The sequence below is a fragment of the Duganella rhizosphaerae genome (assembly GCF_040364205.1).
GTDB classification, from domain to species: domain Bacteria; phylum Pseudomonadota; class Gammaproteobacteria; order Burkholderiales; family Burkholderiaceae_D; genus Rugamonas; species Rugamonas rhizosphaerae.
On the sequence record NZ_BPWK01000021.1, the window covers coordinates 101,782 to 114,082 of the forward strand.

Annotated in this window: 12 protein-coding genes; 2 read left to right on the forward strand and 10 right to left on the reverse strand. The window is 64.7% G+C overall.

Translation table 11 applies throughout. The annotated features are described in order from the left end of the window. Positions 1-138 precede the first annotated feature (138 nt). Positions 139-918 carry a CDP-diacylglycerol--serine O-phosphatidyltransferase gene (gene pssA, locus RUGAMON1_RS30000; protein ID WP_445233946.1) on the forward strand — a complete coding sequence of 260 codons (780 nt, stop codon included), beginning with the start codon at positions 139-141 and terminating at the stop codon, positions 916-918. Between the two features lie 94 nt (positions 919-1,012). Here the strand turns inward: pssA and RUGAMON1_RS30005 are convergent, their stop codons facing one another. After that, positions 1,013-1,939: an aldo/keto reductase gene (locus RUGAMON1_RS30005; RefSeq protein ID WP_445233947.1), complete on the reverse strand. Its 927-nt coding sequence runs from the start codon at positions 1,937-1,939 to the stop codon at positions 1,013-1,015. A 168-nt stretch (positions 1,940-2,107) separates the two neighbouring features. Here RUGAMON1_RS30005 and RUGAMON1_RS30010 point away from each other — a divergent pair, with 168 nt between their 5' ends. Continuing rightward, a complete protein-coding gene (locus RUGAMON1_RS30010) occupies positions 2,108-3,442 on the forward strand; it encodes an EAL and HDOD domain-containing protein (RefSeq protein WP_445233948.1) in 1,335 nt (444 codons plus the stop codon). A 67-nt stretch (positions 3,443-3,509) separates the two neighbouring features. On the opposite strand, the gene RUGAMON1_RS30015 is transcribed toward RUGAMON1_RS30010, so the two are convergent. From RUGAMON1_RS30015 to RUGAMON1_RS30055, 9 genes are all read right to left on the reverse strand, one after another. Continuing rightward, positions 3,510-4,655, reverse strand: a complete 1,146-nt coding sequence (locus RUGAMON1_RS30015) for a D-alanyl-D-alanine carboxypeptidase family protein (protein WP_445233949.1) — start codon at positions 4,653-4,655, stop codon at positions 3,510-3,512. A 48-nt stretch (positions 4,656-4,703) separates the two neighbouring features. Beyond that, positions 4,704-5,369, reverse strand: coding sequence for an alpha/beta hydrolase (locus tag RUGAMON1_RS30020; RefSeq protein ID WP_445233950.1), 666 nt, complete (start codon positions 5,367-5,369; stop codon positions 4,704-4,706). A gap of 8 nt (positions 5,370-5,377) precedes the next feature. Continuing rightward, positions 5,378-5,695, reverse strand: a complete 318-nt coding sequence (locus RUGAMON1_RS30025; RefSeq protein ID WP_116994064.1) for a (2Fe-2S) ferredoxin domain-containing protein — start codon at positions 5,693-5,695, stop codon at positions 5,378-5,380. Between the two features lie 41 nt (positions 5,696-5,736). Further along, a complete protein-coding gene (locus tag RUGAMON1_RS30030) occupies positions 5,737-6,891 on the reverse strand; it encodes a VanZ family protein (RefSeq protein ID WP_445233951.1) in 1,155 nt (384 codons plus the stop codon). A gap of 2 nt (positions 6,892-6,893) precedes the next feature. Next, positions 6,894-7,502 (reverse strand): ABC-type transport auxiliary lipoprotein family protein, encoded by a 609-nt coding sequence (locus RUGAMON1_RS30035; RefSeq protein ID WP_445233952.1) that lies wholly within the window; start codon positions 7,500-7,502, stop codon positions 6,894-6,896. Between the two features lie 11 nt (positions 7,503-7,513). After that, positions 7,514-8,452, reverse strand: a complete 939-nt coding sequence (locus RUGAMON1_RS30040; protein ID WP_445233953.1) for an MlaD family protein — start codon at positions 8,450-8,452, stop codon at positions 7,514-7,516. Continuing rightward, complete coding sequence (locus RUGAMON1_RS30045) at positions 8,452-9,309, reverse strand: ABC transporter ATP-binding protein (RefSeq protein ID WP_445233954.1); 858 nt, start codon at positions 9,307-9,309, stop codon at positions 8,452-8,454. Before RUGAMON1_RS30045 ends, RUGAMON1_RS30040 begins: the two co-directional genes overlap by 1 nt. After that, a complete protein-coding gene (locus tag RUGAMON1_RS30050) occupies positions 9,309-10,436 on the reverse strand; it encodes an MlaE family ABC transporter permease (protein WP_445233955.1) in 1,128 nt (375 codons plus the stop codon). Before RUGAMON1_RS30050 ends, RUGAMON1_RS30045 begins: the two co-directional genes overlap by 1 nt. Positions 10,437-10,504: 68 nt before the next feature. Then, positions 10,505-11,977 (reverse strand): B12-binding domain-containing radical SAM protein, encoded by a 1,473-nt coding sequence (locus RUGAMON1_RS30055; protein WP_445233956.1) that lies wholly within the window; start codon positions 11,975-11,977, stop codon positions 10,505-10,507. Positions 11,978-12,301: the final 324 nt, after the last annotated feature.

Sequence of the window (12,301 nt, forward strand, 5' to 3'; positions counted from 1 at the left end):
GCCGGGCCGTGGCCGGCTGTAGCAATTTTATGCCAGATTTCAGTCTGGCAGCACCCGGTATGAACAAGGGGGACAGCGGGTTAAAATGGTAAGCTTGTCGTTTGCTGTGCTACGCGGCGTTTTTTTGATTGCCCCAATTTGAAGCCATTACACCATGCGCGCGTACAGCGCGCCAAGTTCGCCTTGCCCAGCCTGGTCACCCTGATGTCGATCGCCTGCGGCTTCGGCAGCATCGTGATCTCGGTCGACAACGCCCTGGTCGGATCCGCCCATGACTACCGGCTGGCCGCCGTGCTGCTGGTACTGGCCGGGGTGTTCGACGCGCTCGACGGCCTGGTCGCGCGCGCCACCAACACCGCCTCCGCATTCGGCATGCAGCTCGACTCGCTGGCCGACATGATGAACTTCGGCTGCGCGCCGGCATTGCTGTTGTATTGTTACGGCTTCGTGCAGCTGGGCGTCGACCATCCGACCCTGCTGCGGGTGGGCGGCATCGCCAGTTTCTTTTTCGTCGCCTGCGGCGCGCTGCGCCTGGCGCGTTTCAATGTGAACGTCGGTCGCACCGATCCGCGCTATTTCGTCGGCATGCCGAGCACGGCGGGCGCGGCCTGCGTGGCCTCGGTGGTGGTGGCGTGGCCGGACCCGGCGGCCACGGTGCTGCATGGCGGCCTGATCGTCGCGCTGCTGTTCGTGGTGGGCGGGCTGATGGTGACCACCGTGCGCTTCCCCAGCTCCAAGCAAAAGAAAAGCAAGGCCGCGCTGGTGCTGCTGGTGGTCAACCTGGGCTTGCTGGCCTGGTTGCAGGCCATGTACTTCGCGCTGTTCTTCGCCGTCTACATCGCCGGCACGCTGGCGCTGAACCTGGCGTGGCGGCAGGGCTGGCGCGGCATCGCGCCGCCGCGCGTCTATGAAGACTGACATCAACCCGGCAAGCCCTGAGCGATACGCTGGCCGTGCCACTTAGGGGGCGGACCCCGCGGGGTCCGCCCCCGCACGGCCGTGCGGGGTAGCGTTACGCCACTTCGTGGCCGCGCGCTGCGCGCAGGATCTCGAACCACTGGCTGCGGCTCAGGCTGAACTGGGTCGCCTCCACCGCCTCGGCCACCGCCTGGATGCGGCCCGAGCCGGTCAAAGGCAGCGGCCGGCTAGGCAGCTGCATAATCCACGCAAACACCACGCTGCCGAACGGGCGCCCCAGCTCGTCGGCCACCTTCTGGATCGCCGCGCGCACGCGGCTGCCGTCGGCGTCGTCGCGGCTGAACAGGCGGCCGCCGGCCAGCGGCGACCAGATCATCGGCGCCACGCCCAGGTCTTGCAGGCCGTCGAAGGTTTGGTCGAACAGCGGCGCCACGCACAGCGGCGAGAACTCGACCTGGTTGGTCGCCAGCGGAATGCGGCGGTTCAGGCACTCGAACTGGTGGCGGCTGAAGTTGGACACGCCGAAGTGCCGCACCTTGCCGGCCTGGCGCAGCTGTTCGAAGGCGCCGGCGATTTCGTCGAAATCCATCAGCGGGTCCGGGCGGTGGATCAGCAGCAGGTCCAGGTGGTCGGTGCCCAGCTGGCGCAGCGAGTTTTCCGCCGAGGCGACGATGTGGCTGGCGCTGGTGTCGTAGTGCTGGATGGTGTGTTGCGGTCGCGCCTCGTTGACCAGCTTGATGCCGCACTTGCTCACCAGCTGCATGCGCGCGCGCAGCGACGGTTGCAGCGCCAGCGCCTCGCCGAACAGCGCCTCGACGCCGTAGCCGCCGTAAATGTCGGCATGGTCGAAACTGGTGACGCCCAGGGCCAGGCATTGCTCGATGAAACCGACGCGCTGCTGCGGCGTCAGCTGCCACTCGTTTATGCGCCACATGCCGGCCACGATGCGCGACAGGGTCAGCCCGCCTTTGCTGGTGACGATGGCGGGGCAGGTCAGGTCGGTCGGCGGGGCGTAGCTCATGGTCGCACTTTCAGGGGTGAGGGGAGTGGCGAGATTATAGCGGCAAGCTTGTACTTTAGTTACGCCGGCTAGTGTTCGTCTGGCAATGAATTTTTCGGCGGGGAGCGTTTTTCGCCCGGTTTTTCATTGTATGATCGAAAGTAATATACGGTGAAGGAGGGTCAGCAAGTGGGCTTCTTATCGTTTCTGAAAACCAAACCGGAACCCGTGCCGGCGCCGGCCGCCACGCCCGCCAAGGCGGCGCCAGCGCCCGCCCCAGCACCCGAACATGACGGCGACCCCGAGGCGATCGTGGTGCGCGCCGAGATCGTCGACGAACGCCACCGCCTGTGCGGCTACCGCTTTTCCGTGCCCTTCGGCGGCAACCGCGCGCCGCTGCCGGAGCCGGTGCTGATCGAGACCCTGGTCGCGGCCCGGCTGCCGCAGTTTGCCCAGAACCGCATCGCGCTGGTGCAGCTGAGCATGGACGCCGTGATCTTCAACCGCCATGCGCCGCTGGTGGCGCCGCACACCGTTTTCATGCTCGACCGCAAGGGCGCCAGCCTGCCGGTGGAGCAGATCGCCGGCCGCATGACGGCGCTGCGCGAGACCGGCTGCAAGGTGGCGCTGCGCGGCATTTCGCTGGACCCGGCCGACGCGCCGCTGCTGGCGGTGTGCGACGTCGCCATGCTGTCGCTGGGCGACCATACGCTGGCCGACTTCCAGTCCCTGATCAAGCAGCTGCGCATGCGCTATCCCGACATGAAGCTGGCGGTCGACGGCGTCGAATCGTGGGACGAGCAGCGCATGTGCATGTCGTGGGGCTGCAACTACTTCATGGGCCACTTCCTGACCACCAGCGACAAGGTGGACCCGGACGCCAAGGTCGACCAGAGCCGCATGACCTCGATCGAGCTGCTCAACCTGCTGCGCACCGACGCCGAGCTGCCGGCCATGATCGAAGTGGCCAAGCGCGATCCCGGCATGACCTACCAGGTGCTGCAATGGGCCAACGCGCCGAGCAACGGCCAGACCACCAAGGTGACCAGCTTGCAGCAAGCGTTCATGGTGCTGGGGCGCAATCAGTTGTACCGGGGTTTGACGGTGTCGATGTTCCGCCTGGGCGGCGGCGCCAACCAGGCGCGCGATGAATCGCTGCTGGAAGTGGCGCTGACGCGCGCGCGCTTCCTGGAGACGTGCAGCAAGCTGCCGCAGGCCCAGCGCGACGAATTGTTCCTGGTGGGATTGCTGTCGCTGTTCGACGTCTTGCTCGGTGTGCCGATGGCCAACCTGGTCGACAAGATGCATCTGTCGGACGATATCCGCGACGTGCTGCTCAACAGTGATGGGGTCTACGGGCCGTATCTGACGATCGTGCTGCTGCTCGAGCGCGACAAGGTCGATCGGGCGCTGGAGATCGCCGAGAAGGAGGGGCTGGACATGGATGGGCTGGGCATGGTCGGCCAGGCGGCCTTCAAGTGGGCGCAGGAATCGATGCAGCACACCCACGCCAACGACGACTGATAGCCGCCACCCCCAAGCGTAGCGGGGGGCTGACCCGGCGGGTCAGACCCCGGTGGGCAGTGCGGGTTTATTTCAGCCAGAGGCGGATCGAATCCCAGGCGCGGCCGAAGATCGAGGCTTGATCGACGGTTTCCAGCGCCACCACCGGCAGCTCCAGCAGCGGCTTGCCGTCCACCATCATCTTCAGCGAACCGACGCGGCTGTTCTCGGCCAGCGGCGCGACCAGCGGGTCCTTGCGCTCCAGCAGCGGCTTCATCTTGGCGGCCACGCCCTTCGGCACCGTCACCAGCACGTCGTTGGCGAAGCCGATCTTGACCGCGCCCTTGGAACCCTTCCAGATCTCCGGCGTGGCGATGGCCTGGCCCTTGGAGTACAGCTTGACCGTGTCGAAGTTCTGGAAGCCCCAGTTCAGCAGCTTCTGGCTCTCCTGCGTGCGCGACTGGTCGGACGTGGTGCCCAGCACCACCGACACCAGGCGGCGCTCGCCGGCGCCGTTCGGACGGTGCGCCGAGGCGATCATGCAGTAGCCGGCCGCTTCGGTGTGGCCGGTCTTCATGCCGTCCACGGTAGGATCCAGCCACAGCAGGCGGTTGCGGTTGGGCTGGGTGATCTTGTTGTAGGTGAAGCTCTTGACCGAATCGATCTTGTAGAACTCCGGGAAGTCCAGGATCACGCGCTTGGCCAGCACCGACAGGTCTTGTGCGGTCGAATAGTTTTCCGGGCTCGGCAGGCCGTGCGGGTTGGCGAAGTGGGTGTTGGTCAGGCCCATGCGCTGGGCTTCCTTGTTCATCATCACCACGAAGGCGGACTCGTCGCCGGCGACCGCTTCGGCCAGCGCGACGGCGGCGTCGTTACCCGACTGCACCATCAGGCCGTACAGCAGGTCGTTGATGCTGACCGGCGTGGCCGGGTCGATGAACATCTTGGAGCTGCTCGAATCGACCTTCCACGCCTTGGTGGAGACGTTGACCATCTGTTTCAGGTCAATTTTCTTGTCGCGCAGCGCGCCGAAGGTGACGTAGGCCGTCATGATCTTGGTCAGCGAGGCTGGCTCGATGCGGGCGTTCGGGTCTTGCGAGGCGATGATCTGGCCGCTGGTGGCGTCCAGCAGCAGCCAGGATTTGGCGGCGATGGTCGGCGGCGGCAGGGTTTGGGCGACGGCGGCGGACATCAACATCACACTGGTGGCCAGTGCCGCGATAATTTTTTTCATGGGTTGCTTTATTCGGTGAAAAGTTAAAGGCGTAGGGATTATAGGGCGTTAGTCGGCCGCTGCGGTGTCCGTTTCCGTCTCGGCAACATCGGTGTCGCGGTGCCACAGCTGCGTCACCCAGCTCTTGATGTGCTGGAGTTTGCGGTGGAAAAAGTGGTCGGCGCCCGGGATCACGATCACCGGGATGTCCTGCGGACGCAGCCAGTCCAGCACGTCGATCAGCGGGATGGTGTCGTCGTTTTCGCCGTGGATCAGGATGGTGTCGGCCGGGATCGTGGCCATTTCCCATTTCTTGGCGGCGGCGCCGACCAGCACCAGGCGCTCGGCCGGCGTGCCGGCGGCGGCCAGGCGCTGCGCCAGCTGCGATTGCACGAAGGTGCCGAACGAGAAGCCCGACAGCGCCACCGGCAGGCCCGGATACTTGGCCGTCATCCAGGCATGCAGCACGGCCATGTCGTCGGTCTCGCCGTGGCCGTGGTCATGCACACCCTCGGAGGCGCCGACGCCGCGGAAGTTGATGCGCGCCACCACGTAGCCCAGGTTGACGAAGGTGCGCGCCAGCGTCACGGCGACCTTGTTGTCCATGGTGCCGCCGTACAGCGGATGCGGATGGGCCACCAGCGCGACGCCGCGCGGCGCGCTCTTCGGATAGTCGAGGATGCCTTCCATTTGGCCGGCGCCGCCGGCCAGGGTGAATTTTTCGTTCTTGTTCATAGAGCTCTTCAGATTTTGAGACGGTCGACAACCTTGCCCTGCACCAGATGAGTGTCGATGATTTCATCGATGTCGCTGGTGTCGACGTAGGTGTACCAGGTGCCTTCGGGATAGACCACCAGCACCGGGCCTTCTTCGCAACGGTCCAGGCAGCCGGCCTGGTTGATGCGGACATTGCCCTGGCCGTTGATGTTGAGTTCCTTGCAGCGCTTCTTGGCGTGTTTTTGCGCGGTTTCCGCGCCGTGGTCGCCGCAGCTGTTACGGCCGTCGTCACGCTTGTTCATGCAGAAAAAGACGTGATGCTTGAAATAGGGTGTATCGCTCATCGCTGTATCTCGGGGAAAGTTGTAGCCGCTATGATACCCGCTCAGGGCTTATTGAGCTTGTGTGAGGGCAGCCACAGGAACCAGACCGCGAAGAAGGGCCACAGCAAGGTCAGGAATTGCGCCGCGCCGTTGAAGTTGAGGAACTTGCCTTGCACCCAGGTCTGCAAGGTGGCGACGAAATACGGGTTGGCCGGGGTGGTGTTGACGATCACCAGGCTCAGCAACAACGTGGTGACCGCCAGCCGCCGCTGCGCCACGTGCGGCGCGAAGGTCAGGCCGGCCAGCATGATGGCGCCGATCAGGAAGCCGCCCTCGGCGCCCGGCGTGACCCAGACGAAGGCGTTTTCCGGCGAGAACAGCAGCGCCGTCGCCAGCGCCTTGACGACGATGGCCGCGCCTATCATGGCAACCACCAGCAGGCCGCGCGGGGCCGGCTTGCGCAGCAGGCACAGCAGGGTCAGCGCCGCGCCCACCATGCCGCAGGCGGTGATGATGGTTTCGGACAGCCAGTATTGTTCCACCGTCAGGATGGCGTCCGGCCGCACGTAGCTGGCCAGGTCGATCTCGGTGTCGAGCAGCTGCGACAGCCATTCCGACAGGATCGGCAGCAGCTGGCCCAGGCCGAACAGAAAGCTTTGCGGATACATCTGCGCCAGCGGCCACAGCGCCAGCAGCACCAGGCCCTGGCTGGCGTGCGGCGCGAACCAGGCCTGGCGCAGGCGCTGCAACTGGCTGCGGTCGAGCAGGCGGCGCACGGTCAGCACGCCGATCACCGCGCCCAGCGCGCAGCCGGCGGCGTTGGTGTAGAAGTCCAGGTTGGAGGACACGCGGCTGGGCAGGTAGGTCTGCACGCCCTCCATCAGGCCCGAGATCAGCACGCCGCCGGCGGCCGCCATCAGCCAGGCCGCGATGCCCTTGAAGCGCGGGTACAGCGCGTAGACGATCAGCGTCCCCAGCGGCATGTAGCCGACCACGTTGGTGATGGCGTCGAACTTGGTCCAGTAGCGCGGCATGCTGGTGTGCTCCAGGAAGATCAGCGGCGACAATCCCTGGTTGTGCCAGCCCGAGAACGGGAACCAGCTGGCGTAGACGATCAGCAGCACATAGGCCAGCAGCGCCGCCCGCGTGAACGGCGACGGCTTGCTGGCCGGCTCCGGCGCTGGCGGAGGCGGCGTAACGGTGGTGGTCTCCGTCATTCCTACTGCGACGGCAGCGCCGTCAGCCATGCCAGCACATCGGCGGTGACGGCGTCGGTGGCGGCGGCCAGCGCCTGGGCGCCGCCGGCGGCGTCCGGGCTGGGGGCCGGGCTGCTGCGGCTGAAGGTCTTCTGGTCCACCAGTTTGTGGTTGCGGAACAGCGAGGCGCGCAGGCTGATGATGCCGGCGCTGCTGCTGGCGCTGTCGAAGTTCTGCGCGAAGTCGTTGACCTCCATGCGCAGCACGGTGGGGCTGGCGGCGGCGTCGGTGGTCGACAGCACCTTGACGCCGGCCTGCGCGATGCGCGCCTTCATGCGCTGGGTCATCAGCTGGAACGGCGTGGCGGTCCACTGGTTGTAGGCGTATGGGCGCGACTGGCGCGCGTCGGCGTACAGCAGGCGGTATTGCATGCGTTCCGTGTCCAGCGCCGCCGGGCCGACGATATCGGCGACGATGATGGCGCCGACGGCGGACGGCGCTTGCGCCGGCGTCTGCGTTTGAGGCAGCGGGCCGAAATCGTATTGCGCGGTCGGCTGGCCCTTGCTGGCGCAGGCGCCCAGCAGCGCGCCGAGAGCGGCGACGAGGATGGCGTTGCGGATGGCGGTAGTCATCTCAGTGATCCTTATTTGGACGAGGCGGAAAAGCCTTCTTCGCCGGGACCCGGCGGCGTGCCGGGCGAACCGAAGATCAGGCTTTGCGGGCGGTCGTTAATCTTGTTCATGGTCTTGCGCAGCGCGCGCATCGAAGCCTTGGTGTCGTCGGACAGCGAGTTCACTTGCGGCAGCGTGTCGAGTTCTATGCCGCCGGCCACCGCCTCCACCGAGCCGCCGATGCGGTCGGCGGTGGCGGCGATGCGGCCGATCGGGCCGTCCGGCGCCTGCAGGGTTTTCACCAGGCGGTCGGAATCGGTGGCCAGCGTGTTGAAGGAGTTCAGCGTGCGCTGCGTTTGTTCGGTCAGCGCCGGCAGCTTGGCGATGGTCGGCTCCAGCTTGGCCGGCAGTTCGCGGTAGGCGTTGGCGGTGGCGCTGACGTCGGAGAAGGCGCTGAGGATGGTCTTCTGGTTTTCAGGGCTGAGCAGGTTGTTCAGCTTGCGCGTCACTTCTTCGGACTGGGTCAGGATTTCCTTGCCGCGCTTTTCCAGCTGGTCGAAGAAGCCGGCGCGCAGCGGGATGCGGGCCGGGTTGTCGCTGTTGGTGGCCAGCAGCGGCGAGCCGACCTTGTCGTCGTCGAGCTGGATGAAGGCGATGCCGGTCACGCCCTGGTAGCCCAGCGTGGCGAAGGTGGTCCTGGTGATCGGCGCGTCGGTGTTGATGTTGAGGGTGACCAGGATCTGGCCGGCCATCTTGGGATCGAAGGCGATGCTGGCGACCTTGCCCACCTCCAGCCCGCGGTAGCGCACCGGCGCCTGCGGGTTCAGGCCCGGCACCGATTGCGCGGTGGCGATGACGTAGGGCGCGCGTTCGACGCGGTCGCGGTTGAACCACAGGCCGAACAGGATGGCCGCGATCAGCAGCGTGATCGTGAAGAAGCCGGTGGTGAGTGCGTGGGATCTGTTTTCCATCAATGGGACTCCGTATTGGTTTTTTCGTCCAGCGCTTCCAGCGCGCGGCGGCCGCGGTCACCGAGGAAGAACTCCTTGATGAATGGGTGGTCGACCGTCAGCACTTCTTTCAGTGGCCCCAGTGCGATCACGTGTTTTTCGGCCAGCACGGCGATGCGGGTCGACAGCGCGAACAGCGTGTCCAGATCGTGGGTGACCATCACCACCGTCAGCCCCAATTCGCGGTGCAGCGATTTGATCAGCGAGACGAAGGCTTCGGACAGGTCGGGATCGAGGCCTGCGGTCGGCTCGTCAAGGAACAGCAGCTTGGGTTCGAGCGCCAGCGCGCGCGCCAGCGCCACGCGCTTGACCATGCCGCCGGACAGGTCGGACGGCATCTTGTTCGCTTGTTCGGGGCCCAGGCCCACCATGTTCATCTTCAGCAGCACGGCGTCGAGGATCAGGTCTTCGGGCAGCGTGTGCAGCTCGCGCATCGGCTGGGCGATGTTGTCGAACACCGTCAGCGCCGAATACAGCGCGCCCTGCTGGAACAGCATGCCCCAGTGGTTGCGCAGCTGCTGCAACTGCTCGGAGCCGACTTCGCTGATGTCTTCGCCGAACACGCGCACGCAGCCGCGCGCCGGCGTTTCCAGGCCCAGCATCTGGCGCAGCAGCGTGGTTTTACCGGTACCGGAGCCGCCGACGATGGACAGGATCTCGCCCTGTTCGATCTCAAGATTCAAATCCTGGTGCACCACGGTGCGGCCGTACTTGGTCCACAGACCGGTGATCTCGACGATGGGGACGCTGCCGTCGAGCGTCAGTTCGCCGGTGCCGGGGCCGCAGGCTTTTGCGGGGACGAGTGCTGGATTGGCCATCAGAACCCCACGCCACTGAAGACGATCGCAAACACGGCGTCGGCCAGGATCACCGCGGTGATCGCCGTGACCACCGAGGTGGTGGTGCCGCGCCCCAGGCTTTCGGTGTTCGGCTTGATGCGCAGGCCGAAGTGGCAGGACACCAGCGCGATCAGGATGCCGAACACCACGCCTTTGCCCAGGCCTATCATGTAGTTCGCCAGCGGCACCGCGTCCGGCAGCTTGAGGATGAAGTACTGCGGCGACAAATTCAGTTCGACCTTGGCCGACACCATGCCGCCCAACAGCGCGATGGTGTCGGTCCAGATCACCAGCAGCGGCATGGCGATCGCCAGGGCCAGCACCTTCGGCATGATCAGGCGGAAGCCGTGCGAGATGCCCATCACCAGCATGGCGTCGAGTTCCTCGGTCACGCGCATCACGCCCAGTTGCGCGGTGATGGAGGAACCGGAGCGGCCGGCCACCAGGATCGCCGCCAGCAGCGGGCCCAGTTCGCGGATGATGCTCATGCCGAGCAGGTTGACCAGGAAGATGTCGCCGCCGAAGTTGCGCAGCTGCTGCGCCGACAGATACGAGAACACCACGCCGATCAGGAAGCCAACCAGCGCCGTGATGCCCAGCGCCTGGAAGCCGGCGTGGAAAATATTGGCGGAGATTTCCTTCCACGGTCCGCGCATGGGCGCGCGCAGGAAGCGCCAGAATTCCTGCACGACCAGGCCGATCAAAGTGACCAGGGCGATCAGGTGCTCGAAGAACAGCAGCATCGCGAAGCCCAGCTTCATCACCCACGTCAGGCGCTGCGCGCGGGGGCGCGGCAGTTCGAGCTTGCCGGTGGTTTCGAGCCGGCTGAAGAATTCTTCCTGGCCGGGCGCCAGTTGCAGCTCGGCGGGGCGGGTCTTGCCCCAGGCGTTCCACAGCAGCTGGGCGCCGATGTGGTCCATGCTGTCGATCGCCGTCAAATCCCATTTGACGTTGTCGGCCTTGAGGGTCTTGATCAGCGCCGTGATGGTGGCCATGGTCCGGCCCTGCGCCAGCGCGTGCACTTGCCACGTGCCGCCTGCGGCGACCGAAGGCCCCTTGGCGGCACCGGGATTGAGAGTGAGTGTGGGCTCTTTGGCAATAGGCATTTCGTCAGTTTAAGGGAGTTTCGCCCCGGCGGCTACCAATGGATGTGCAGCGGGGTGCGCTCCCGCACTCAGGCGGCCAGCCGGCGGGCCTGCCGCTTGGGCGCCGGCGTCTCGACCGGTTTTGGCTTGGCGCCCGCATAATCGCTGGCCAGCAGCGCTTCGGCGGCGTCCTTGTCCATGCCCTGGCTTTGCAGGTATTTGCACACCATCGCCACCAGGCGCTCCAGCGCGATGCGGTGGGTGGCGTCGGTATTGGCGTACAGCCAGTCGGCAAACGCCATGAAACGGCCGAAGGCGTCGTCGCCCAGCAGCACCGGCAGCGTGTGGCCGAAGCGGCCGGAGTTGGCCACCAGGTCCCAGTAGCGCGCGAAGCGCACCAGGCGCTGCATGGTCGGAAAATCAATGTCGCGGTTGGCGAGGATGGTGTACGGCGCGTATGGCTCGAACACCAGGCCGAATTCCTGCGTATGGCGGATGATGGGCGTGCCGCGCAGGCGCTTGAGGATGCCGAACTGGATCTCGTGCGGATTCAATGCCCACAGCTTGTTGAAGCCTTCGGCGAAGCTCTCCACCGTTTCGCCGGGCAGGCCGGCGATCAGGTCCACGTGCATGTGGGCGTTGGAGTGGTCGGTCAGCCAGCGGATGTTGTCGGCGGCTTTCTGGTTATCCTGCTTGCGGCTGACCAGTGCCTGAACCGCCGGGTTGAAGCTCTGGATGCCGATCTCGAATTGCAGCGCGCCGTGCGGGAATTTGCTGATGCCCTCTTTCAGTGCGTCCGGCAGGTGATCCGGCACCAGCTCGAAGTGGGCGTAGACCGGATCGTCCGGGTTGGCTTCCAGCTTATCGAGGAAGAACTGCATGATCTTCAGGCTGGTCTTGATATTCAGGTTGAAGGTGCGGTCGACGAACTTGAACAGCCGCGCGCCGCGTGCGTGCAGCGACTCCATCTCGGCCAGGAAGTTATCCAGCGCGAACGGCCACGCCGTCTTGTCCAGTGCAGACAGGCAGAACTCGCACTTGAACGGGCAGCCGCGCGACGCTTCCACATAGATGGTGCGGTTCTTGATGTCGTCGTCGGTGTAGAGCAAGTAGGGCAGTTTGATCTCGGCCATCGGCGGTTGCACGCCGGCGTGGATCTTCATCAGCGGCTTGGGGCCGTGAATGATCTCGCCGCACAGCTTGGGGAAGGTGACGTCGCCCCAGCCGGTAATCAGGTAATCGGCCAGCTTGACGATTTCCTGCTCGTTCGATTCGTAGGACACTTCCGGACCGCCCAGCACCACCACCACATGCGGCGCCACGCGCTTGAGCATGGCGACGACTTTGGTGGTTTCCTCGACGTTCCATATATAGATGCCGAAACCGACGATCTGCGGCGCGTGCGCCAGGATGCGTTCGACGATCTCGGTGGTTTTCGCGCCGATGACGAATTCCTGCAAGCGGGTCTGCTCCTGCAGCTCTCCCATATTCGCTAATAGATAGCGCAGTCCCAGCGAGGCGTGGGTGTAGCGGGCGTTGAGGGTAGTGAGCAGAATGGACATGACGTACTTATGTTTCGGTGAAACCGCTATTTTACCCTTGCCAGCATGAGTACCCTTTGCTATAGTTCGCCTCCCCGCAAAACGACACACGAAAATGTGAAGTGAGCGAGGAAAAAAGAGGGTTGACGAAAGCGGCGAAACGCCTCATAATCTTCCTTCTTCGCAACTGACAAACACAACGCTTTGTCGCCGGTTGCAAGCAGTACCGAATTGAAGTTCTTTAAAAATTTACAGTCGATAAGTGTGGACGTTTGATGAAAGTGCACACGCTGCTTAGGCAGCGTGAAACTTAAAATATCAAATGTTCACAAGAAGTAATGAAAT